Source organism: Rhodococcus sp. NPDC019050 (genome assembly GCF_055664235.1).
On record NZ_JBVOON010000002.1, the window covers coordinates 30,103 to 53,797 of the forward strand.

Consider the following 23,695-nt stretch of genomic DNA (forward strand, 5'->3'; position numbering starts at 1 on the left):
GACGCTAGGGTTCCGGCATGACTGCCTTCGACGACCTCGACGACTACCTCGCGTTGCCGCGTGCCACAGCCCTGGTGATGTCGCCCGACGGGACTCGGCTGGTCCTCGCGCAATCGGCGCTCGACGAGAAGGCCACCGCCTTCACCGGATCCCTGTGGGAAATCGACCCGGCCGGTCACGCGCCTGCCCGTCGACTGACCCACCGCGTGACCGGTGAATCGAACCCGGCGTTCACAGTGGAGGGCGACCTGCTGTTCACGGCGTCCCGGGTCGACGGAGAACCGGCCTCGCTGTGGCGGCTTCCCGCGGCCGGAGGCGAAGCAGCACCGGTCGCCGGTCGCAAGGGTGGCATCGCGACGGTGCATGCCGCGACCGGTGCAGACCGCATCGTCGCCACCGCGAGCGTGCTCGGTCATCAGGAGAGCGACGACGAACGGATTCGGGAAGCGCGCGACGAGGCGAAGGTCACGGCGATGCTGCACACCGGATACCCGGTGCGGTACTGGGATCACGACCTCGGACCGGACCGCCCGCATCTGTTCGTCGTCGGGAACAACGCAGAACTCGTCGACCTGACGCCGGGTATCCGGGGTGCTCTGCGCGACGCGCAACTCGATCTTGCCGCCGGCGGGTCGTTCGCAGTGTCCACCTGGGTCGTATCCGGTCCGCGTGCGTCCCGGCGGACCACCCTCGTGCGGATCGACCTCGCGACCGGGCTGCGCACACCGCTCGTCGACGATCCCAGCGGAGACGCGCTCCACCCCGTTGTCTCGCCCGACGAGACCAGGCTCGCTTACCTGCACGAGGCGGCAAGCGATCCCGACACGCCCCCGAAGGCGACCTTGCGCGTGCTCGACCTCGCGACCGGCACCACTACGGTTGCGGCACCGGGCTGGGAGCGTCTGCCCACCTCGATCGCGTGGCTTCCCGACGGGTCCGGACTCGTCCTCACCGCGGACGACCACGGACGCGCGCCGATCTTCGTACTTCGCTCGGGAGTCGACCGTCCCGTCGCTCTCACCGGCGGGGACGAGGCGTACACGGATGTGCGTGTCGCACCCGACGGCACTTCGCTCTACGCACTGCGCGCGTCGTACCGCATGCCGCCCCACCCCGTCCGCATCACCCTGACAGGATCCGACGCCGGCACCGTGACTCCGTTGCAGGCAGCCACCGAACTACCGGACCTGCCGGGCCGGCACACCGAGGTCACCACGACCGGGGCCGACGGAACGCCGCTGCGCGGTTGGCTGGTGCTGCCCCACGACGCGAGCGACCGGTCACCCGTCCCGCTGCTGCTGTGGATTCACGGAGGACCGATGGGCAGTTGGAACACCTGGTCGTGGCGGTGGAATCCGTGGCTGATGGTGGCGCGCGGGTACGCCGTGCTGCTGCCGGACCCCGCACTGTCCACCGGGTACGGCGAAGAGTTCGTCCGGCGTGGCTGGGGCCGGTGGGGTGCCGAACCGTACACCGACCTGATGGCGATCACCGACGAGGCTGTCGCCCGTACCGACATCGACGCCGAGCGCACCGCGGCGATGGGTGGATCGTTCGGCGGCTACATGGCGAACTGGGTGGCCGGGCATACCGACCGTTTCCGCGCCGTCGTCACCCATGCTGGGCTGTGGGCGCTCGACCAGTTCACGCCGACCACCGATGTCGCCTGGTACTGGCAGCGGGAGATGACCCCCGAGATGGCCGTCGAGAACTCTCCGCACCTTTTCGTTGCCGACATCGTCACTCCGATGCTGGTCATCCATGGTGACAAGGACTATCGCGTGCCGATCGGCGAAGCCCTGCGGCTGTGGTACGAGTTGCTCGACGAATCCGGCTTGCCCGCGGAGGACGACGGCACGACCGTCCACCGGTTCCTTTACTTCCCGTCCGAGGGCCACTGGGTGCTCAGCCCTCAGCACACCAAGCTCTGGTACAGGGTGGTCGAGGCGTTCCTGTCCGAGCATGTCCTGGGCCGGCCACTCGAACTGCCGGAGTTGCTGGGCTGAGGACTGCTGCGGATCGGTCCCGTACCGGGTCCCGGACGCGGGCGGCGGCAGACGGGCCGTGTCCAGCCGGTTTGTGCTCGACGCTTACGATTGGCTGGTGACCAGTGCGCCAGAGAACCCCCAGAATCCCGCAGATGCCCTCCCCAAGAGCTGGGACCCCAGCGCTGTCGAGGCCGAGCTCTATCAGGGGTGGGTGGACGCCGGTTACTTCGAGGCGGACCCGGCAAGCGACAAGCCGGGCTACTCCGTCGTGCTGCCGCCGCCCAACGTCACTGGCAGCCTGCACATGGGGCACGCACTCGACCACACGTTGATGGATGCGCTGACCCGCCGCAAGCGCATGCAGGGCGCGGAGGTGCTCTGGCTCCCCGGAATGGACCACGCGGGCATCGCGACCCAGACCGTGGTGGAGAAGCAACTCGCCGCCGACGGCAAGACGAAGGAAGACTTCGGCCGCGAACTGTTCATCGAGAAGGTGTGGGACTGGAAGCGCGAGTCCGGCGGAACCATCCAAGGCCAGATGCGGCGCATCGGTGACGGAGTCGACTGGTCTCGCGACCGTTTCACGATGGACGACGGCCTCTCCCGCGCCGTCCAGACGATCTTCAAGCGCATGTACGACGACGGCTTGATCTACCGCGCCGAACGCCTGGTCAACTGGTCGCCGGTGCTGCAGACCGCGATCTCCGACATCGAGGTCAAGTTCGAGGAGGTCGAAGGCGAACTCGTGTCGCTGCGCTACGGTTCCCTCGACGACAACGAGCCTCATGTGATCGTCGCGACCACCCGTGTCGAGACCATGCTCGGTGACACCGCCGTCGCGGTGCACCCCGAGGACGAGCGGTACAAGCACCTCGTCGGAACGACGATCTACCACCCCATCACCGGCCGGCAGATCCCCGTGATCGCCGACGACTACGTCGATCCGGAGTTCGGGACGGGCGCGGTGAAGATCACCCCCGCGCACGATCCCAACGACTTCGAGATGGGCCTGCGTCACAACCTCCCGATGCCGACCATCATGGACAAGACCGGCAAGATCGCGGACAGCGGAACGCGTTTCGACGGCATGGACCGTTTCGAAGCGCGCGTCAAGATTCGTGAGGAACTCGCCGAGCAGGGCCGCGTCGTCGCGGAGAAGCGTCCGTACGTCCACAGTGTCGGCCACTCGGAGCGGTCCGGTGAGACGATCGAGCCGCGCCTGTCGATGCAGTGGTGGGTCAAGGTCGACAAACTCGCCGAAGCCGCCGGTGACGCAGTGCGCAACGGCGACATGGTCATTCACCCCAAGAGCCAGGAACCGCGCTGGTTCGCGTGGGTCGACAACATGCACGACTGGTGCATCTCGCGGCAGTTGTGGTGGGGTCACCGCATCCCGATCTGGTACGGCCCCGAGGGGCAGGTGGAGTGCTTCGGCCCCGACGAGACCGCGCCGGAAGGCTGGAAGCAGGACCCCGACGTGCTCGACACGTGGTTCTCCTCCGGCCTGTGGCCGTTCTCCACGATGGGCTGGCCCGACAAGACCCCGGAACTCGAAAAGTTCTATCCCACAAGTGTTCTCGTCACCGGCTACGACATCCTGTTCTTCTGGGTCGCCCGCATGATGATGTTCGGCACGTACGTCGCCGGCGACGACGCGGTCGGCGGCGGCAAGGTGCCCTTCAAGGATCTGTTCCTGCACGGGCTCGTGCGTGACCAGTACGGCAAGAAGATGTCCAAGTCGCGCGGCAACGGCATCGATCCGCTCGACTGGGTGGACCGTTTCGGCGCCGACGCGCTGCGCTTCACTCTCGCGCGCGGTGCGAACCCCGGTGCCGACTTGTCCGTCGGCGAGGATCACGCGCAGTCGTCGCGGAACTTTGCGAACAAGCTGTTCAACGCGACCAAGTTCGCGCTCATGAACGGTGCTGTGGTGAGTGAGATCCCTGCGCGCAGCGACCTCACGGACGCCGACCGGTGGATCCTCGACCGGCTCGAACAGGTGCGGACCGAGGTCGACGAGGCCTTCGAGAAGTTCGAGTTCTCCAAGGCGTGCGAAGCGCTCTACCACTTCGCGTGGGACGAAGTCTGCGACTGGTATCTCGAGCTTGCCAAGGTCCAGTTCGCGGAGGGTGATGTCCGGGCCGCGAACACGAAGGCCGTCCTCGGCACGGTGCTCGACCAGTTGCTGCGGATGCTGCACCCGGTCATCCCCTTCGTCACCGAAACGCTCTGGAAGGTGCTCACCGGGGGTGAGTCGCTGGTGATCGCGTCCTGGCCGGCCGCGAGTGGTGTGCCCGCCGACGTGGACGCCCTGCGCCGCGTCGAGGACATGCAGAAGCTCGTCACCGAGATCCGCAGATTCCGCAGCGACCAGGGGCTCAAGCCCTCGCAGAAGGTCGCGGCCCGGCTCGCGGGTATCGAGGACGCAGATCTCGTCGCCCAGGTCCCGGCGGTGCGGTCGCTGGCGCGTCTCACCGACCCGGACGACGGATTCGCAGCCACCGCGTCCATCGAGGTGCGCCTGACCCGTGCCACCGTCACCGTCGAGCTCGACACCTCGGGCAGCATCGACATCGGAGCCGAGATCGCACGGCTCCGCAAGGATCTCGCGGCGGCCGAGAAGGATCTCGCTGCCACGTCCGGCAAGCTGTCCAACGACGCGTTCCTCGCGAAGGCGCCCGAGCCGGTGGTCGCGAAGATCCGCGCGCGCAAACAGGTCGCCGAAGAAGAGATCGCCCGTATCGACGCCCGTCTGAAGGAGTTGGGCCAGGCGTGAGCACCGACAATGCCGGGGGACCGTCCCCGGTCGACGTCGCCGAACTGGCGCTGGTCGAGGCCGAACTCGACCAGCGCTGGCCGGAGACCAAGATCGAGCCGTCGCTGGCGCGGATCGCGGCACTGATGGACATCCTGGGCTCGCCGCAGAACAACTACCCGACGATCCACGTCGCGGGCACCAACGGCAAAACCTCCGTCACCCGGATGATCGACGCACTCCTGACGCGGATGCATCATCGCGTGGGCCGGACCACGAGTCCGCACCTGCAACTCGCGACAGAGCGCATCAGCATCGACGGCGCTCCCGTGTCTCCGCGCACCTACGTCGACACCTACCGTGACATCGAGCCCTACGTACGGATGGTCGACGAGCAGTCCGAGGCCGCGGGCGGGCCGAAGATGAGCAAGTTCGAGGTGACAACCGCCATGGCGTTCGCGGCGTTCGCGGACGCGCCGGTCGACGTCGCGGTCGTGGAGGTGGGTCTCGGAGGCCGCTGGGATGCCACCAATGTGGTGACCGGCCAGGTCGCCGTGATCACCCCGATCGGGATCGACCACACCGGCTATCTCGGGGAGACGCTCACCGAGATAGCGGGGGAGAAGGCAGGGATCATCAAGAAGGCCCGCGGCGACGATCTCGTCCCGCGCGACACCGTGGCCGTCATCGCGCAGCAGGAACCGGAGGCCATGGATGTCCTGCTGCGGCAGTCCGTCGAAGCCGACGCTGCCGTGGCGCGCGAGGGGTCGGAGTTCGCGGTCGCGCGTCGCGCCGTGGCGGTCGGCGGCCAGCAACTCGACCTCCAGGGCCTCGGTGGCGTCTACACCGACATCTTCCTGCCGCTCCACGGCGAACATCAGGCGCACAACGCCGCGGTGGCGCTGGCTGCGGTCGAAGCGTTCTTCGGCGCCGGACCGCAGAAGCAACTCGATGTCGACGCCGTACGCGACGCGTTCGCCTCGGTCGTCAACCCCGGACGACTCGAGCGCGTGCGTAACGCACCGACCGTCTTCCTCGACGCCGCACACAATCCGCACGGCGCGAAAGCGCTCGCCGCCGCGCTCGCCGACGAGTTCGACTTCCGTAAGCTCGTCGGAGTCGTCAGCGTCATGGCGGACAAAGACGTCGCGGGACTCATCGAGGCGCTCGAGCCGGTGTTCGACGAGATCGTGGTGACCCACAACGGCTCGCCCCGCGCGATGGACGTCGAGGAGCTTGCCGACATCGCCGTCGCGCGGTTCGGCGACGAACGGGTGGTTACCGCGGACACGCTCCCGGATGCGATCGAGACCGCCATCGCGATCGCCGAGGAAGTCGGCGAGGCCGGTGAGGCAGTATCGGGTGCGGGCGTCGTGGTGACCGGCTCGGTGGTGACCGCAGGTGCTGCCCGCAGTCTGTTCGGAAAGGAACCCGCGTGACCAACCAGAACCCGGCGGAACCGGAGTTCGGACCGCCCGCCAAAGACCCGTGGAAGGGTTTCCGGGGTGTGATGGCCGGAACGCTCGTCCTCGAAGCGATCGTCGTACTGCTCGTACTTCCGGTGATTTCCTCTCTCGGTGGCGGCCTGACCGCCTGGTCGGGCGGTTACGTCGTCGGGATCGCCGTGGCGATGATTCTCGGGGCGGGAGTGCAGGGACGCTCGTGGGCGATTCCGTTCAATCTCACGTTGCAGGCTCTTCTTCTGCTCGGGTTCCTCATCGACCTCGCACTCGGCGCGGTCGGCGTCATCTTCGGTGTCGTGTGGGCCTACCTGCTCTACCTGCGGAAAGACATCAAGGACCGGGAAAGCAGGGGTCTGCTTCCGGGTCAGCGGGGCTGACCTCTACGCTTGTCGGGTGACTGAGCGCACCCTGGTACTGATCAAGCCCGACGGCGTTGCCCGCCGGCACGTCGGAGAAATTCTGTCGCGCATCGAGCGCAAGGGCCTCGACATCGTGGCTCTCGAGCTGCGTGTTGCGCCCGTGGAGGTCGCCGCGGCCCACTACGCGGAGCACGACGGCAAGCCGTTCTACGACTCGCTGATCGAGTTCATCACCGGCGGCCCCCTCGTGGCCGCCGTCCTGGAGGGTCCCCGCGCGATCGCGGCGTTCCGTCAGCTCGCGGGCGGCACCGATCCGGTGGAGAAGGCGGTGCCGGGCTCGATCCGAGGCGACCTCGGTCTCGATCCGGGCGAGAACCTCGTTCACGGCTCCGACTCGGTGGAGTCTGCCGAGCGCGAGATCGCACTGTGGTTCCCGGCGCTGGCGGGTAACTAGCCCAACCGGCGGTGGTCGTCCGACCACCGCGAGTGTCGCTGCGGCAACCGCCCGCGACGACCCGAAAACGAGCTTCGCAGACCGACCGACGGCGCCCCACGGGGCGCCGTTGGCGTATCCGCGCACACCTGTGTGGGATACTGGGGGAGGTTGCACCGTGCGAAACCCGTCCGGGGCGACCGAACGACATCACGGATCGATGCCCGACATCGCTGTGGCCGAGGACGAAGGAACCACCTCGCTCCGCGACATGCTGGATGTTCCGGCGCTCGAACCGCGATCAAGCCAGGCATCGCTCGGCTGTGCAGTGATAACGGGCACCGCACGACCGCGTGATGCGCGACCGGATGAACTCGCGCCCCCAGGCGCGGGCATACAAGCAGCGCCCTCGCGTGGCCGCTCACATCGCACGAGTCGGTGATGGACGCGCCCGGGGGCTTAGGAGACTTACGTGGCCGATCAAGAGCCGCCGGAGAACACTTCCATCGGGTCATCGGACGCCGTCGTCGACGGTACCGAGACGCCCAGTCTGCCCGCGAAGATTCGCGTGCATGCGCTCGCCAAGATGCTGGGACTGACCAGCAAGCAGGTGATCGCCAAGGCCACCGAGCTCGGCACGCAGCTGAGCAGCGCACACGCGACGCTGCATCGGGACGTCGCCCAAGAGGTGTACGCGGCACTGAGCACCCCCTCCGGCGCAGCGACGCCCGAGGCGCGCTCGGACACGGCCCCGCCGGCGGAGACACCCACGCCGGATACCACCCCGGCCGAGGTCACCGAGACCCCGAGCACTGCGACGACCGCCCCGGCCGACGCCCGCGTTGCTGAGCCCGTGCCCGCCGAAGAGCACGAGCCGACCACCGAGCGGGAAGCGGTTCAGGAGTCGGCGGTCGGCGGACCGGCCGGGCTGTTCACCTCGCCGGAGCAGCACACGCCGCTGTTCACGCCGCCCGAGCCCGCCGCGGCCGATGCGGTCGCCGCCCCGCTGTTCCTGCAGCCGGTTGCTCCCGCAACCCCCGAGGACGACGCCGACGAGGAGCCCGTGCGCCCGCGCCGGCGCCGGGCACGCCGTGGTGCAGCGGCCAAGGACGCCGACGAGCAGACCGTCGAGAAGAACGTCGAGAAGACCTCCGGAAAGACGACCGGAAAGTCCGGTGACCCCGAGGCCCCGACCGAGCAGGCCGACGAGACCGAGAGCCGCGAGACGAGCACCGACGGTGCCCGGACCCAGGGGCCGGACGACGACCAGGACGAGCATCCCCGTCGTCGCCGTCGCGGACGCCGCGGCAGGGGCCGCGGACGCGGCGACAGCGGCGACACCGATCAGCACGACGAGTCCGAGCACGACGAGAAGGCCACCGAGGACGACGACCGCACCGAGGGCGTCGCGGCTGCGGACTCCGGCGACGAGCGCGCCGACAAGGCAACCGCCACGCCCGACGAGGAGTCGTCGGACCAGGCCAAGACGGATCACGCCGGCTCCGACGACGACAACTCGGACGACGACGAGCACAGCGACGGCACCTCGCGTCGCCGCCGGCGTCGCCGCCGTCGTCGTGGATCGGCCGACACCGATACCGACACGACCAGCGACGACGATTCGGTACCCACCGTCGTGCACGAGCGTGAGCCGCGTCCGAAGGCCCGCGTCAAAGACGAGGTACAGGGCATCAGCGGCTCGACGCGGCTCGAAGCCAAGCGTCAGCGCCGCCGGGACGGGCGCGAAGCGGGCCGTCGCCGCCCTCCGATCCTCACCGAGTCCGAGTTCCTGGCACGCCGCGAATCGGTCGACCGGGTCATGGTCGTCCGCGAGCGCATGTCGGGTGCCCACGCGGGCATGACGCAGGTCGCCGTGCTCGAAGACGGCATTCTCGTCGAGCACTTCGTGACGACCTCCGGGTCCGCGTCGATGGTCGGCAACATCTATCTCGGCCGCGTCCAGAACGTGCTGCCGTCCATGGAAGCCGCATTCATCGACATCGGCCGCGGCCGCAACGGCGTGCTGTACGCCGGTGAGGTCAACTGGGAGGCCGCGGGCCTGGGAGGCAACTCCCGCAAGATCGAGCAGGCACTCAAGCCCGGCGACATGGTGGTCGTGCAGGTCAGCAAGGATCCCGTCGGTCACAAGGGCGCGCGTCTGACCACACAGATCAGCCTCGCGGGCCGCTTCCTGGTGTACGTCCCGGGTGGTTCGTCGACCGGCATCAGCCGGAAACTGCCGGACACCGAGCGCAAGCGTCTCAAGGACATCCTGCGGGAGATCGTTCCGGCCGAGGCCGGCGTGATCATCCGGACCGCCGCGGAAGGTGTCAGCGAGGACGAGTTGGCGCACGACGTCACCCGCCTGCAGACGCAGTGGGAGACGATCAGCGCCCAGGCCGACAAGGTTCAGGCCGAGGCGTCCGGGCATCCGAAGGCGCTGTACGAGGAGCCCGATCTTCTCGTGAAGGTCGTCCGCGATCTGTTCAACGAGGATTTCTCGAAGCTGGTCATCGAGGGCGACAACGCCTGGAACACCGTCGAGTCCTACATCCGGACCGTCGCACCCGATCTGCTGCCCCGCGTGGAGCGATACCGCTCCAACAACTCGGTGGACGTGTTCGGCGCGCACCGCATCGACGAGCAACTCGCCAAGGCCCTCGACCGCAAGGTGTGGCTGCCTTCGGGTGGCACGCTCGTGATCGACCGCACCGAAGCGATGACCGTGGTCGACGTCAACACCGGCAAGTTCACCGGGTCGGGCGGCAATCTCGAGGAGACCGTCACCCGCAACAACATCGAAGCGGCCGAGGAAATCGTTCGCCAGATGCGGTTGCGCGACATCGGCGGCATGATCGTGGTCGACTTCATCGACATGGTGCTCGAGTCCAACCGCGACCTCGTGCTGCGCCGTCTCACCGAAGCCCTGGGCCGAGACCGCACCCGCCATCAGGTGTCGGAAGTCACCTCGCTGGGCTTGGTGCAGATGACGCGCAAGCGCCTCGGCACCGGTCTGGTCGAAGCGTTCTCCACCACGTGTGAGCACTGCAACGGCCGCGGCATCATCGTGCACTCGGAGCCGATCGAATCGAAGCCGCAGGAAGAGTCCTCTCGCTCGCAGAGCGGCGGTTCGCGACGCAAACGAGGTCGCGACAAGAGTGCTCCGGAACCGGTTCCCGAGGTCGCGGAAGAAGCTGCGGCACCGGCACCCTCCCAGGAGGAACTGGCCAGGCGCGCCGCACATCCGGTGGCGCTGGCGATGGCCGCGCATCGTCCGGATCACAGCGAAACGGAATCCGCGGACTCTGCTGTGGCCGAGTCGACGGAGTCGCCGGTCGGTGAGGCCGCCGGTACTCCTGCAGCCGAAGCCCCCGAGGCAGTGGCCGTGGACAGTGCTGTGTCACCTGTCGCGGCTGCATCACCTGTCGCGGAGTCTGCGGCGGAAGAAGACGTCGCGGAAGTGAAGACCCGGACCCGGAGCCGCCGTAGAGCGGATCGGGTGAAGGTCTCCGAACCGTTGCGGGCGGCCGACCCGGTGAAGGTCGCCGAGAGCGCCCGCAGCGAATCGGCCACCGGCGAGGACGCGACCACGGTCACGACCGCTGCCGACGAGCCGGAGGAGGTGGCGGAGGAGATTGCCGCCGCCGAGGCCGCAGTCTCCGGATCCGCTGCCGATGCTCCGAAGAGTGTTGAGGCGGAGAAGGTTTCCGACGCGGAGCCCGCTCCTCGTCGTCGTCGGGCGCGCCGTGTGGCGCGGCCGGCTGCACCCGCGGGTGACTCGGAGGCGGCAACGGTCTTCGTTCTGCCCGCTCCGGCGGCCGACTCGGCGCCGGCGTCACCGCCGGAAGCTGCCTCGGTCACCGCGCCCGACGCGGCGCCCGCGAGCACCGAGGAACCGCCCGTCAAGGTGGTCCGCCGGACACGTTCGCGGCGGGCTGCGGGACGCCCCGCGGGTCCGCCCGTGGACGCAGAAGCATGACCGGGTTCCCCGGACCGGATGGTGCCGGTCCGGGGGCCTCGACCCGGTTTGACCCTGGCCTCCACTTTCCCGTAAACTTGTTCAGTCGCTACTCGGCGATACTGCCCAGCCGCGCCTGGATTCGGGATGGCGGCGGGACCGAGTGAGCACCATACAGACCAGTCGCGACCGCAAGACTGTGGCGCGAGCACGTTCGAAGAAGCAAGGGGTAGCCGTCCGATGGCAACGTACGCGATCGTCAAGACCGGCGGTAAGCAGTACAAGGTCGCTGAAGGCGACCTCGTCAAGGTCGAGAAGATCGAGGGTGAGCCCGGCGCTGCTGTCTCGCTTGCCCCGGTCCTCGTCGTCGACGGGTCCGAGCTGACCACCGACGCCGACAAGCTGGCGAAGGTTTCGGTCACCGCCGAGATCGTCGAGCAAACCAAGGGCCCGAAGATCCACATCCACAAGTTCAAGAACAAGACCGGGTACCACAAGCGCCAGGGCCACCGTCAGAAGCTGACGGTCGTCAAGGTCACCGGCATCAAGTAACTCGAGCTTCGAGCTTCAACCCCCAGGAGGGTTCGTCATGGCACACAAGAAGGGTGCATCAAGCTCCCGTAACGGTCGCGACTCGAACGCCCAGCGCCTCGGCGTCAAGCGTTTCGGCGGCCAGTCCGTCAGCGCCGGTGAGATCCTGGTGCGTCAGCGCGGCACCCACTTCCACCCCGGTGTGAACGTGGGACGTGGCGGCGACGACACGCTGTTCGCCCTCGAGGCGGGTGCTGTCGCGTTCGGTACCAAGCGTGGACGCAAGACGGTCAACATCGTCCCGGTCGCGGCAGACGCCTGATCTGCCGTCCGACAGGACACTGCGAGGGCAAACCTCGCGACATACACCCATTAGGGGCGGGCCAGGGTCGCACACACCCTGTCCCGCCCTTGTTGGTTTTCGCACAGCAAGTTCGTTTTCACACAGCAAGTTCGCCAGTAGATATCGGGAAGCTTCGACAGTTCTCGGACGGAAAGAGGTACACCATGTCCCGCTTCATCGACCGGGTCGTGCTGCACGTCAGCGCCGGTAAGGGTGGCAACGGTTGCGCCTCCGTCCATCGCGAGAAGTTCAAGCCCCTCGGCGGACCGGACGGCGGCAACGGAGGCAACGGCGGCGACGTCATCCTCGAGGTGAGCGGAAACGTTCACACGCTGCTCGACTTCCACTTCCACCAGCACGCCAAGGCCACCAACGGCACCCAGGGTGCAGGCGGCAACCGCAGCGGCGCCAACGGCAACGACCTGGTGCTCGAGGTTCCGGACGGCACCGTGATCCTCGATACCGACGGCAACGTCCTCGCCGACCTCGTCGGCGTCGGCACCCGGTTCGTCGCAGCCCAGGGCGGACGCGGTGGGCTCGGCAACGCCTCGCTCGCGTCCAAGGCCCGCAAGGCTCCCGGCTTCGCGTTGCTCGGCGAGGACGGCGAGGAACGCGACCTCGTCCTGGAACTGAAGTCCGTCGCGGACGTCGGCCTGGTCGGGTTCCCGTCGGCGGGCAAATCGTCGCTCGTGTCGGTGCTGTCCGCGGCCAAGCCGAAGATCGCCGACTACCCGTTCACCACGCTCGTTCCCAACCTCGGCGTCGTGCAGTCCGGTGACACCACGTTCACCGTCGCCGACGTGCCGGGCTTGATCCCGGGCGCGAGCCAGGGCCGCGGACTCGGCCTCGACTTCCTCCGGCACATCGAGCGCTGCGCGGTACTCGCGCACGTCGTGGACTGCGCGACACTCGACCCGGGCCGCGACCCGATCTCCGACGTCGACGCGCTCGAAGCGGAACTCGCCGCGTATCAGCCGGCGCTGTCGGGGGACAACAGCCTCGGGGACCTTGCGGATCGCCCCCGCATCGTCGTCCTCAACAAGGCGGACGTCCCCGACGCCGCCGAACTCGCCGAGTTCGTGATGCCCGAGTTCGAGAAGCGTGGCTGGCCGGTGTTCACCGTCTCCGCGGCGACCCACGAAGGCTTGCGGCCGCTGACGTTCGCGCTCGCGAAGATGGTCGAGGAGTACCGGGAGGCCCATCCGCCTGCCGAGCCCACCCGTCCCGTGATCCGGCCGATCGCGCGGAACGAGAGCGGATTCTCCGTCGTCGCCGATCCCGACGTGCCCGGTGGATTCATCGTGCGCGGCGAGCGCCCCGAACGCTGGGTGCGCCAGACGGCCTTCGACAACGACGAAGCCGTCGGCTACCTCGCCGACCGGCTCGCGCGTCTCGGTGTCGAGGACAAACTGGTCAAGATGGGCGCCCAGCCCGGAGCGTCCGTCACCATCGGCGACGTCAGCTTCGACTGGGAACCGCAGACCGCGGCCGGCGTCGACGTCGTGCGTACCGGCCGTGGCACGGATGCCCGGCTGGATCAGGTCGATCGCGTCGGTGCCGAAGAACGCCGCCATGCCAAGAAGGTCCGTCGCGGCCTCGCTTCCGACGACGACGACTTCTGATTTCGAGTTTTCCGAGGAGAGTTGTGAGCGACACGCGAGAGGTCATCTCCGACGCACGCAGCGTGGTGGTCAAGATCGGTTCGTCGGCGATCACCAGCCTGGTGGGCGGCCTCGACCGCGCCCGGCTCGACCGCCTGGCCGACGCGATCGAGTCGCGGATGCAGGCGGGTTCGAGCGTGGTGGTGGTGTCGTCGGGTGCTGTCGGTGCGGGCCTCGCGCCGCTGGGGCTCACCAGCCGGCCCCGCGACCTGGCCACCAAGCAGGCGGCCGCCAGCGTCGGTCAACTCGCGCTCGCCCACGCCTGGGGCACCTCGTTCGCCCGGTACGACCGGACAGTCGGCCAGGTGCTGCTCACCGCCGACGACATCGCTCGGCGTATCCAGCACCGCAACGCGCAGCGTACCCTCGACCGCCTGCGGTCGCTGGGCGCCGTGCCGATCGTCAACGAGAACGACACCGTCGCCACCGCGGAACTGCGGTTCGGTGACAACGACCGGCTCGCAGCCCTCGTCGCGCACCTCGTCGGCGCGGAGGCGCTGATCCTGCTGTCGGATGTCGACGGCCTCTACGACGGTGATCCGCGCAAGGGCGCGGCCCATTTCATCCCCGAGGTCACCAGTCCCGAGGACCTCGACGGTGTGGTCGCCGGGTCGGGCGGGGCACTGGGCACCGGGGGAATGGCATCGAAGCTGTCGGCGGCGCGACTCGCCGCGGACTCGGGGGTGCCGGTACTTCTCGCCGCCGCATCGGACGCGGCCAGGGCGCTGACCACCGCCGACGTCGGAACGGCCTTCACGCCGCGTCCCGACCGGCTGTCGGCGCGGCTGTTCTGGGTTCGGCACGCCGCCGACACCCACGGCGCACTGCACCTCGACGAAGGAGCGGTCCGCGCGGTCGTCGATCGCCGGAGGTCGCTGCTGCCGGCCGGGATCACCGGAACCAGCGGCAACTTCCACGCCGGGGACGTCGTGGCGCTCATCGCCCCGGACGGCCGGACGGTTGCCCGCGGCGTGGTGGCCTACGACGACACCGAACTCGCCTTCATGATCGGTTTCTCGACGCGAAGCCTGCCCGCCGATCTGCACCGGCCGGTCGTGCACGCCGACGATCTGGTGCGTATCTAGCCGCTACGCGGTCGGCGTCGGCTCGGTGACGTGAGATGCCAACGCTGCCAGCGACTCCGAGGTGCCGGCCTCGATCTTGAGTGCGGCGAGAGAGTCACCCCGCGTCGGTCCCCGGTTGATGATCACCACCGGAATGCTCCGCGCGACGGCCCGCCGCACGAACCGGAGACCGGACTGCACGGTGAGGGAACTCCCGGCGACGACGAGTGCTTCGGCGTCGTCGATCACCTCGAACCCGTCGTCGACGCGTGGCCGGGGCACGATCTCACCGAAGTACACGATGTCCGGTTTGAGCATCCCGCCGCAGCGATCACAATCCACCACCACGAAGTCGTCGGTGTTCGCGACGACCGCGTCTGCATCGGGGGCCACTTCCAGGCCGCTCGCGACACGCGCGCGTTCCGCGAAACCGGGATTGGCGAGGGTGAGACGCTCGTGCAGGGTGAAGCGGGAGATGCGGTGCTCGCATTCCAGGCAGCGCACCTGCGCGTACGTACCGTGCAGGTCGATGACGTGGCGGCTACCGGCTTTGGTGTGGAGCAGATCCACATTCTGGGTGATCACTCCGGATACGCCGCCCGCGCGTTCCAGTGCCGCAAGAGCGCGGTGACCGAGGTTGGGGCGCGCGGAGTCCATGTGCTTCCAGCCGACGTGGTTGCGCGCCCAGTAGCGCCGCCGGAACACGGGGTCGCCGGCGAACTGCTGGAACGTCATGGGGGTCCGCGGCGGAGAACCGGGCCCCCGGTAGTCCGGAATGCCGGAGTCGGTGGAGACACCTGCTCCGGTGAGCACAGCCACCCGCTTGCCGTCCACCAGGGACCTCAGGGCGTCGAGGGAACGTCGAACATCGATCACCCCTCCTACGGTAGGCCGTCCTCGCGGACGGGGGAGCCGGGCAGCAGTGCGCGCACCGCGTCGATCGTGTCGGCTTCTGCCGCAGATTTGTCGGGCCGGTAGCGCAGGACCCGCGCGAACCTCAGTGCCACACCGCCCGGGTACCGGGTACTGACCTGTGCGCCGTCGAGTTCGATCTCCACCACCAGTCTCGGCTCGAGGAACACGGTGTGCGCGTCGCGGTGTGACTCGTGCAGGGGGAATTCGCTTGTCTGCCAGCGCAACAACTCGTCGGTCAGACCCTTGAACGTCTTCCCGACCATGATCGGCGGCCCGCCGTCGGGATCTCGGGCACCCAGGTGCAGGTTCGACAGATACCCGGTCCGCCGTCCGTAACCCCATTCGGCGCCGAGCACCACCAGGTCGAGCGTGTGCTCCGGCTTGACCTTCTGCCACGCCCGTCCTCGTCGACCTGCGCTGTAGAGGGAGGTGAGGGACTTCACCATGACGCCTTCGTGCCCGTGCTCGAGTGACGCCTCCAGATGCGCCTGGGCACCGTCCGGGGAAGGCGACGTGACGGCAGGTATCCGGTGTCCCGCTGCCACCCGGTCGAGGGCCGCGAGCCGCTCGGACAGGGGGGCGTCGAGCAGATCGTCCCCGTCGAGATGCAGACAGTCGAAGAAGTACGGATGCAACAGCAGTTCGCGCTCGCTGCGCGCCCCGAACCGGCTCATGGTCTCCTGGAACGGCCGGGGGCGACCCGAGTCGGTCAGCGCGAGCGTTTCGCCGTCGAGCACCACACCGGTACACGGCAACCCCGCGACGAGTGCCACCAGTTCCGGAACGGAGTCGGTGATGTCGCGCAGCGTGCGCGTGAACACCCACACGCGCTCTCCGGCACGGTGCACCTGGATCCGGGCACCGTCGAGTTTGTATTCGACGCGCACGGCGCCGTCGAACTCGTCGAGGGCCGAGGCGAGGGACTGCGCCGGAGAGGCAAGCATGGGCCGTACCGGACGGCCGACCTCGATCCGGAACGCGGCGAGAGCATCGAGACCACCCTCGAAGGCGGCCGCTGCCGTACCACTCAGTCGTCCGGAGAGCATGAACGCCCGTCGTACCGGCTCGACCGGCAGTTCTGCCGCAGCGGCGACGGCGTCGGTCATCACTCCTTCGAGCGCACCCTGCCTCAGGTCGCCACCCAGCAGACGAACGAGAAACTGCTGTTCTGCGGCGGTCGCGCGGGAGAACAACTCCTCGAGGTGTGCGCGCCGCGCCGCAGCCGAACCGGGGCCCGAGGTCTTCGCGAGGGCATCGAGAATCGCGGCCACTTCGGACACCTCGAGCGTGGCCGACGGCGCGGGGGCGAAGGCGAGCCCCGCGAGCGTGCGGAATCCGACTCCGATGCGCCCCTGCGACAGTTCTCCGGACAGCCACGACACCACCGACTCGACTTCGGTGGGGTCGGCGAGCATGAGCAACCCGCGCAGCGCCTCGGTCTTCGCGCGCCGTGAGCGGGTCGCGGCGACCGCGTCCGACGTCTCCACCACGCTCTCGAGCAACACAGCTCGACGGTAACGCGGCAGCGCGGCCACGGCACCGGAAAACGATGCGGGGTGGTGCCCGACGCGCGAGGATGGGTGCACCTCACCGGGTCGCACGCGGCGGTCCGCGAGCGTACGAGGAGGGGACCTCATGGGGAAGGACTCGTCGGAAGCCGTCGAACTCGACGTGGACGGCTACACGGTGCGGCTCTCACATCCCGAGCGCGTGTACTTCCCTCAGGCCGGGTTGACGAAGCTCGACGTCGCGCACTACTACCGGTCCGTCGGCGACGGGATCGTGCGGGCGTTGCGGGAACGTCCGTGCATGCTGCACCGGTTCCCGTCCGGGGTGGAGGGGGAGAAGGTCCACCAGAAGCGGCTCCCCCAGGGCGCGCCGGACTGGGTCGAGACGGTTCGGGTGCACTTTCCCCGCTACAACCGCGACGCCGACGAGTTGTGCGTGACCCGCGTTGCCGACGTGGTCTGGGCGGTTCAGATGTCCACGGTGGAGTTCCATCCGTGGAACTCGCGCCGCGCCGACGTCGAACGACCCGACGAATGGCGTATCGACCTCGATCCGATGCCCGACTGCGGGTTCGACCGTGTGGTGCGCGTCGCGGGAGTAGCGCAGGAGGTGCTCGGCGAACTCGGTGCGGTCGGATGGCCCAAGACGTCGGGTGGGCGAGGGCTGCACATCTACGTGCGCATCGAGCCGCGGTGGGGATTCGACGACGTGCGCCGGGCCGCGTGCGCATTCGCGCGGGAGGTCGAACGCCGCGCGCCCCGCGACGTCACGACGACGTGGTGGCGCAAGGACCGCGATCAGTCGGCGGTGTTCGTCGACTACAACCAGAACGCTCGGGACCACACTCTTGCGAGCGCGTATTCGATTCGCGGCGTCGCCGACGCGCGGGTCTCGGCGCCGGTCACGTGGGACGAGGTGCCCGACATCGACCCCCGGGATTTCACCGCCGTGACGATGCCCGACCGGTTCGCGAAACTCGGCGACCTGCACGCGGGGATCGACGAGGCCGTCTTCTCGCTCGACGCTCTCCTCGAGTGGGCCGACCGGGACGAAGCGGAGAACGGCGCCGCCGATCGCGCCGACAAGTGATCGGCGGGCGACCGGCGCGGTCAGTACCCGGCGCTCGGATCGATCACGGCGACCGGGACGAGCCCGGAAGCGAACCGGGTGACGTTCTCGGCCACGTGATCGACGTAGGCGGGAATGCGCACCGCCGGCGGATTGGAATCGTGGGGCGTGATCATCGCGTTCGGCAACGACCAGAGGGGATGATCGTCGGGGAGCGGTTCGGGATCGGTGACGTCCAGGCCCACTCCTGCGATGGATCCCCGGCGTAGCGCCTCGACCAGCGCATCGGTGTCGACGAGACGGCCCCGGGCCACGTTGATCACCCACGCGGTCGGCTTCATGGCGGCGAGTTCCGCAGCGCCGACGAGCTGTTCGGTCTCCGTGGTCGACGGCGCGGCGACCACGAAATGGTCCGCGAGGGGCCATATTTCGTCGATCCGCTCGACGGGATAGGTTTCGATCGCACCGGGCACGGGACGGCCGCTCCGCGTCACGGCGAGAGCGTGGGCGCCCAGCGCCGCGAGCATGGGGATCAGCGCGCGCCCGATGCCACCGGCACCGATGATGCCGACGGTCGAACCCCGCAACGTTCCGAGCGTGGGGTAGAAGGCGTCGGGATCCCACGAGGTCGCTGCCAGGTGCGCCGGCAGTGCCCGCACACCGGCCAGGAGCAGCATGAGCGCGTGCTCGGCGACGGTGGCCGAATACGCGCCCGCCGCAGACGTCCAGGTCACCTGCGGATGCGCTCGGATGATCCCTTCGGAAAGCCAACTCTCCACCCCGGCGGCCGGTAGCTGAACCCAGCGGACCGACTGGGGGAGAGAGGTGGGGAACGAGTCGGGTCCGCCGGTCCAGATCACAGCGTCGGGAGCGTCGTCGAGACCGCAGACGATCCCACCGCTGCCGGTGACCGCCCGGTCGAAACGCTCGTCCGGTGCCGGGCCGACAGCAATGCGGGGCGAACGCTCGAAAGTCATGATCCGACTCTAAGCGTCCGCCCCGCAATTGGTCACGTGGTCGCGCCGTGCGCGACGACCCTCCGGAGGTGTCAGGCAGGTTCTACGACGAGGGGGTAGACACCGTTCTCGTCGTGGACCTCGCGGCCGGTCACCGGGGGATTGAACACGCACATCATCCGCATCTTCGTGCGCGGCAGGACGCGGTGGCGTTCGTGGCCGTTGAGCAGGTACATCGAGCCCGGCCCGAGTTCGTACTCCACGTCGTTGTCGAGGTCCTGGAGGGTGCCCTCGCCTTCGACCAGCCACACCGCTTCGATGTGGTTCGCGTAGTGGAACTCGTTGACGGTGCCCGCCTGAATGGTCGTCTCGTGGAAGGAGAAACCGACCTTGTCTCCGGCGAGCACGATCCGCTTGCTGGTCCAGTTACCGTCCTCGGACGTGACGTCGCGGTCGGTACCGGTGATCTCTTCAGTCGTACGAACGATCATGGGTGTCGAAAATCCTTACGGGTGAGAAGTTTTCGGGGAGCGGAAGCGAAATGCGCTCAGGCCTGAACCTTGGCGGTCGCCTCGGCGAGGATGTTGAGCCCGAATTCCAGCTCGTCGTCGGTGATGGTCAGCGGCGGGAGCAGCTTGACCACCTCGTCGGACGGCCCCGACGTCTCGGCGAGAAGGCCTTCCTCGAACGCGAGGGCACAGACCTTCTGCGCGTTCTCGTGGTTCTCGAACACGAGTCCCTGGACCAGACCGCGACCGCGGGTGGAGACGCCGTCGAACATGTCGGACAGGTTCATGAAGGTCTGCCGGATGCGCTCGCCCTTGCGCAGTGTTTCGCGCTGGAGCTTGTCGTCGGCCCAGTAGTGCTTGAGGGCGGCGGTGGCCGTGACGAACGCGGGGTTGTTACCGCGGAAGGTGCCGTTGTGCTCGCCGGGGCCCCACACGTCGAGTTCACGCTTGAACAGCGTGAGCGCGAGCGGCAGGCCGTAGCCACCGATCGACTTCGACAACGTGACGATGTCGGGGGTGATGCCGGCGATCTCGAAGGAGAAGAACGGACCGGTACGGCCGCAACCCATCTGCACGTCGTCGACGATCAGCAGGATGTCGCGTTCCTTGCACAGATCGGCAAGCGCGCGGAGCCATTCGGGACGGGCGATGTTGACGCCGCCTTCGCCCTGAACGGTCTCGACGATGACCGCGGCGGGGCGGTTGAGGCCGCTGCCTGCGTCGTCGAGGACGCGGGAGAACCACTGGAAGTCCTCGGTGACGCCGTTGAAGTAGTTGTCGAAGGGCATCGGCGTGGCGTGCACGAGAGGAACGCCCGCACCTGCGCGCTTCATGGAGTTACCCGTGACCGACAGCGCACCGAGCGTCATGCCGTGGAAGGCATTGGTGAAGTTGATGATCGACTCGCGGCCGGTGACCTTGCGGGCCAGCTTGAGCGCAGCTTCGACCGAGTTGGTGCCGGTCGGGCCGGGGAACTGGACCTTGTAGTCGAGTCCTCGGGGCGCGAGGATGTACTGCTCGAACGTCTCGAGCAACTCCCGCTTCGCGACCGTGTTCATGTCGAGGCCGTGGGTGATGCCGTCGCTCATGATGTAGTCCACGAGCGCGGACTTGAGGATCGGGTTGTTGTGCCCGTAGTTGAGGGCACCGGCGCCGGCGAAGAAGTCGAGGTAGTCCTTGCCGCTCTCGCTGCGGAGCCAGGAGCCGGAAGCCTTCTCGAATACTGCGGGCCAGGTGCGGCTGTAGCTGCGCACCTCCGATTCGAGATGCGCGAAGATATCGGTGTCGCCCGTGGTGCTCGGCTTGTGTTCCAGGATGGTCATGTGGTGGTCCTCCTGCGATAAATAAAATTCGAAGTGATCATTACTCGATTTTTCGAGCGATCACTCTCCGATCGTGTAGAGATCCTCGGCCAGGTGAGAATCCGGAAAATCGTCGGGCGCGAACAAATCGCTCCGGGTGATATGGGTTCCACGGCGGCGAGCCAACGCCGTGAACATCGCGATCGACGCGGCGTTGTCGGGACTCACGGTGGTCTCGAGGCGCGTCACGCCGAAGGGGGCGAGCCGGTCGAGCAGGGTGTCCAGCATCCGGCCGGCTACGCCACGACCACGCTGATCGGCGTCGACGGCGACCTGCCACACAAACAACGTCTGTGGAGAGTCGGGTCGCACATATCCGGTCACGAACCCGACGGGTCGGTCGTGCTCGTCGGTGGCGACCACGGACGACTCGGCGAAATCACGGCACCACAACACATACGCATAACCGGAATTGACATCGAGTACCTCGGAGTCGCGGGCAATCTGCCACAGCCGTTTTCCATCGGCGATGCGCGGGCTCCGGAAACTCAATTCAGCCGGTTCGTCAGACGGGGTACTACTTTCCGTAACAGGCTTCATAAGTCCTCGTAACTTAACAAGAGTTGATGTCGAATTCACCCTTTTCGCCCGGCTCGGGTGCTAAAGTCCGCGCTTCCTGCAGGTAGAGCATGTGGTGTGATACCGGTCACAAACATGTAGCGTCTGGTCTCCTCGTAGCGATTACTTGGGGCTCGCGAGCGCGAACGGCAACACCGCGTCTGCCCCCGCGGCGACGAGAGTTCTCGCCGCCATCGTGAGCGTCCAACCGGTGTCGGTCACCGCATCGACGAGGAGGATCGGACCGCTCACTCCGCTGAGGTCGGGCGCTTCCCACGCGTCGACGAGCGCGGCGATCCGATATGCCGAATTCGCGGCCGTCGCCTCGGGATGCCCGGTTCGGCGTCGTAATACACCTAAATCCTGCAGTCGGCCGAGATGTGACAGACGCGACGCCAGCGAGGCGGTCAGGATCGGATGCGTCGGAGACTCGACCGCCATGACCGCGGTGGGGCGTTGCGCCCAGTCCCACGACGCGAGCACCGCCACCGAAGCCTGCACCACCGCGTCGGGCACGGGGCCGTCCGGCGCGTCGAGAAGGGCGCGGAGGCGGGGACCCCAACCGAGATCGGACAACCTGCCCAGCACCCGGCCCGGTTCGGGACCGTCGGTGATCCGCCCCGACAGTTTCACCCCGAGCGTTGCCATACCGGTGGGCCACTGTCGTCGCGGTGGAAGGTCGACGCCCGGTCGTTCGAGGCGCGCCTTCGTCCGGGCCACTTCCTGCTCGTCCACGGCGTCGGACCACCGCGACCCCGCGCAGTTGTCGCAGCGCCCGCACCCCGGGGTGTCCGCGGACAGTTCCGGATCGTCGAGTTGGCGACGAAGGAACACCATCCGGCACTCGGTGGTGCGCTCGTACTCGATCATCGCGTTCTGTTCGGCGGTGCGTGCCTGCTCGAGCCGGGCGTACCGATCCGCGTCGTACACCCACGGCTGCCCCGTCGCGATCCACCCGCCCTTCACGCGGCGGACCGCTCCGTCCACGTCGAGCACCTTGAGCACCATTTCGAGTCGGGACCGGTTGAGGTCGACCCGCGGCTCGAGCGCCTGGGTCGACAGTGGCCGTTCGGAGTCGAGCGCATCGATGACACGCCGCACCAGCGACTCCTCGGGGAACGCCACGGACGCGAACCACTGCCAGATCTGCCGGTCCTCGGGGCCGGGGAGAAGCACGACCTCGGCACGATCGGTGGAACGCCCGGCCCGGCCGACCTGCTGGTAATAGGAGATCGGCGAGGACGGTGCCCCGAGATGGACGACGAACCCCAGATCGGGCTTGTCGAACCCCATGCCCAGCGCGGAGGTGGCGACGAGCGCCTTGACGCGGTTGGCGAGAAGGTCCGCCTCGAGTTGCTCACGTTCGGCCGGGTCGGTCTGACCGGTGTACGCCGCGACGGCATAGCCGTGGTCGGAGAGCAGGGCGGCAAGGTCGCGCGCGGCCGACACCGTCAGGGTGTAGACGATGCCCGAACCCGGAAGCTCGTTCAGATGCTGGGCCAGCCACGCGGCGCGCCGGGCGGGTTCGTCGATACGAACGACCGACAGGTGCAGCGACGGCCGGTCCAGCCCTCCCCGCAGCACCAGGGTCCCGTTCGACGACGACTCGTCGGCACCGTCGGGTCGCACCGACGCCCCGACCCCCAACTGCGCGGCGACGTCGGCAACCACCCGGTCGTTGGCGGTCGCGGTGGTAGCCAGGACCGGTACCCCGTCACCGAGGTCCGCGACGAGAGTGCGGATGCGCCGGTAGTCGGGCCGGAAGTCGTGGCCCCAGTCGGACACGCAGTGCGCCTCGTCTACCACGACGAGACCTGCATCCCGCGCGAGGGCCGGCAGCACCTGGTCGCGGAAGTCAGGATTGTTGAGCCGCTCGGGGCTGACGAGAAGGACGTCGACATCACCCGATCGGATCCGCTCGTGGATTTCGTCCCACTCGGTCATGTTGCCGGAGTTGATGGTCGCGGCCCGCACGCCTGCTCGCTCGGCGGCGGCGACCTGATTGCGCATCAACGCCAGCAGGGGGGAGACGATCACGGTGGGACCGTGGCCGTGTGCCCGCAGCAACTTGGCGGAAATGAAGTAGACGGCGGATTTTCCCCAGCCGGTGCGCTGGACCACCAGTGCACGCCGCCGGTGGACGACGAGCGCCTCGATGGCGGTCCACTGGTCGTCGCGCAGGCGGGCCTGTGGTCCGGCAAGCTCGCGGAGGAGATGTTCGGCGTCGTCGCGCAGGCCGTCGGTGGGGATGCTCATCGTCCCAT

Annotated in this window: 18 protein-coding genes; 11 read left to right on the forward strand and 7 right to left on the reverse strand. The window is 68.0% G+C overall.

Translation table 11 applies throughout. The features are described 5' to 3' along the window. Window positions 1–17 precede the first annotated feature (17 nt). From AC0B44_RS02745 to proB, 10 genes are all read left to right on the forward strand, one after another. On the forward strand, window positions 18–2,006 hold the full coding sequence (locus tag AC0B44_RS02745) for a S9 family peptidase (RefSeq protein WP_471901409.1): 1,989 nt from the start codon (window positions 18–20) through the stop codon (window positions 2,004–2,006). Window positions 2,007–2,100: 94 nt separating this feature from the next. Further along, window positions 2,101–4,764 carry a valine--tRNA ligase gene (locus AC0B44_RS02750; protein ID WP_471901729.1) on the forward strand — a complete coding sequence of 888 codons (2,664 nt, stop codon included), beginning with the start codon at window positions 2,101–2,103 and terminating at the stop codon, window positions 4,762–4,764. Further along, window positions 4,761–6,182 (forward strand): bifunctional tetrahydrofolate synthase/dihydrofolate synthase, encoded by a 1,422-nt coding sequence (gene folC / locus AC0B44_RS02755; protein WP_471901410.1) that lies wholly within the window; start codon window positions 4,761–4,763, stop codon window positions 6,180–6,182. The genes AC0B44_RS02750 and folC overlap by 4 nt, the downstream gene beginning before the upstream one ends. 71 nt (window positions 6,183–6,253) lie before the next feature. Beyond that, window positions 6,254–6,583: a DUF4233 domain-containing protein gene (locus AC0B44_RS02760; protein WP_471901730.1), complete on the forward strand. Its 330-nt coding sequence runs from the start codon at window positions 6,254–6,256 to the stop codon at window positions 6,581–6,583. Window positions 6,584–6,599: 16 nt separating this feature from the next. Beyond that, window positions 6,600–7,019, forward strand: a complete 420-nt coding sequence (gene ndk / locus AC0B44_RS02765) for a nucleoside-diphosphate kinase (protein WP_471901411.1) — start codon at window positions 6,600–6,602, stop codon at window positions 7,017–7,019. A gap of 451 nt (window positions 7,020–7,470) precedes the next feature. After that, window positions 7,471–10,977 carry a translation initiation factor IF-2 N-terminal domain-containing protein gene (locus AC0B44_RS02770; RefSeq protein ID WP_471901412.1) on the forward strand — a complete coding sequence of 1,169 codons (3,507 nt, stop codon included), beginning with the start codon at window positions 7,471–7,473 and terminating at the stop codon, window positions 10,975–10,977. Window positions 10,978–11,196: 219 nt separating this feature from the next. Continuing rightward, the gene (gene rplU / locus AC0B44_RS02775) at window positions 11,197–11,508 is read left to right on the forward strand and encodes a 50S ribosomal protein L21 (protein WP_072698676.1); all 312 of its coding nucleotides are present in this window, start codon (window positions 11,197–11,199) and stop codon (window positions 11,506–11,508) included. A 37-nt stretch (window positions 11,509–11,545) separates the two neighbouring features. Beyond that, window positions 11,546–11,809, forward strand: coding sequence for a 50S ribosomal protein L27 (gene rpmA, locus AC0B44_RS02780; RefSeq protein WP_471901413.1), 264 nt, complete (start codon window positions 11,546–11,548; stop codon window positions 11,807–11,809). 185 nt (window positions 11,810–11,994) lie between these two features. Then, window positions 11,995–13,452, forward strand: coding sequence for a GTPase ObgE (gene obgE, locus AC0B44_RS02785; protein ID WP_471901414.1), 1,458 nt, complete (start codon window positions 11,995–11,997; stop codon window positions 13,450–13,452). Between the two features lie 23 nt (window positions 13,453–13,475). Further along, window positions 13,476–14,576 (forward strand): glutamate 5-kinase, encoded by a 1,101-nt coding sequence (gene proB / locus AC0B44_RS02790; protein ID WP_471901415.1) that lies wholly within the window; start codon window positions 13,476–13,478, stop codon window positions 14,574–14,576. Between the two features lie 3 nt (window positions 14,577–14,579). Here proB and AC0B44_RS02795 read toward each other — a convergent pair whose 3' ends face one another. After that, window positions 14,580–15,431, reverse strand: a complete 852-nt coding sequence (locus AC0B44_RS02795; RefSeq protein WP_471901416.1) for an NAD-dependent protein deacetylase — start codon at window positions 15,429–15,431, stop codon at window positions 14,580–14,582. A gap of 5 nt (window positions 15,432–15,436) precedes the next feature. Next, on the reverse strand, window positions 15,437–16,975 hold the full coding sequence (locus AC0B44_RS02800) for an ATP-dependent DNA ligase (protein ID WP_471901417.1): 1,539 nt from the start codon (window positions 16,973–16,975) through the stop codon (window positions 15,437–15,439). Between the two features lie 130 nt (window positions 16,976–17,105). On the opposite strand from AC0B44_RS02800, the gene ligD reads away from it, so the two are divergent. Beyond that, a complete protein-coding gene (ligD, locus tag AC0B44_RS02805; RefSeq protein WP_471901418.1) occupies window positions 17,106–18,068 on the forward strand; it encodes a non-homologous end-joining DNA ligase in 963 nt (320 codons plus the stop codon). Window positions 18,069–18,088: 20 nt separating this feature from the next. Here the strand turns inward: ligD and AC0B44_RS02810 are convergent, their stop codons facing one another. The 5 genes from AC0B44_RS02810 to AC0B44_RS02830 form a co-directional block, all read right to left on the reverse strand. After that, a complete protein-coding gene (locus tag AC0B44_RS02810; RefSeq protein WP_471901419.1) occupies window positions 18,089–19,024 on the reverse strand; it encodes a D-isomer specific 2-hydroxyacid dehydrogenase family protein in 936 nt (311 codons plus the stop codon). A 71-nt stretch (window positions 19,025–19,095) separates the two neighbouring features. Then, on the reverse strand, window positions 19,096–19,494 hold the full coding sequence (locus AC0B44_RS02815) for an ectoine synthase (protein ID WP_471901420.1): 399 nt from the start codon (window positions 19,492–19,494) through the stop codon (window positions 19,096–19,098). Window positions 19,495–19,550: 56 nt separating this feature from the next. Continuing rightward, a complete protein-coding gene (gene ectB / locus AC0B44_RS02820; protein ID WP_471901421.1) occupies window positions 19,551–20,834 on the reverse strand; it encodes a diaminobutyrate--2-oxoglutarate transaminase in 1,284 nt (427 codons plus the stop codon). Between the two features lie 60 nt (window positions 20,835–20,894). Next, the gene (ectA, locus tag AC0B44_RS02825; RefSeq protein WP_471901422.1) at window positions 20,895–21,413 is read right to left on the reverse strand and encodes a diaminobutyrate acetyltransferase; all 519 of its coding nucleotides are present in this window, start codon (window positions 21,411–21,413) and stop codon (window positions 20,895–20,897) included. Window positions 21,414–21,554: 141 nt separating this feature from the next. After that, window positions 21,555–23,687, reverse strand: coding sequence for a RecQ family ATP-dependent DNA helicase (locus tag AC0B44_RS02830; RefSeq protein WP_471901423.1), 2,133 nt, complete (start codon window positions 23,685–23,687; stop codon window positions 21,555–21,557). Between the last annotated feature and the right edge of the window lie 8 nt (window positions 23,688–23,695).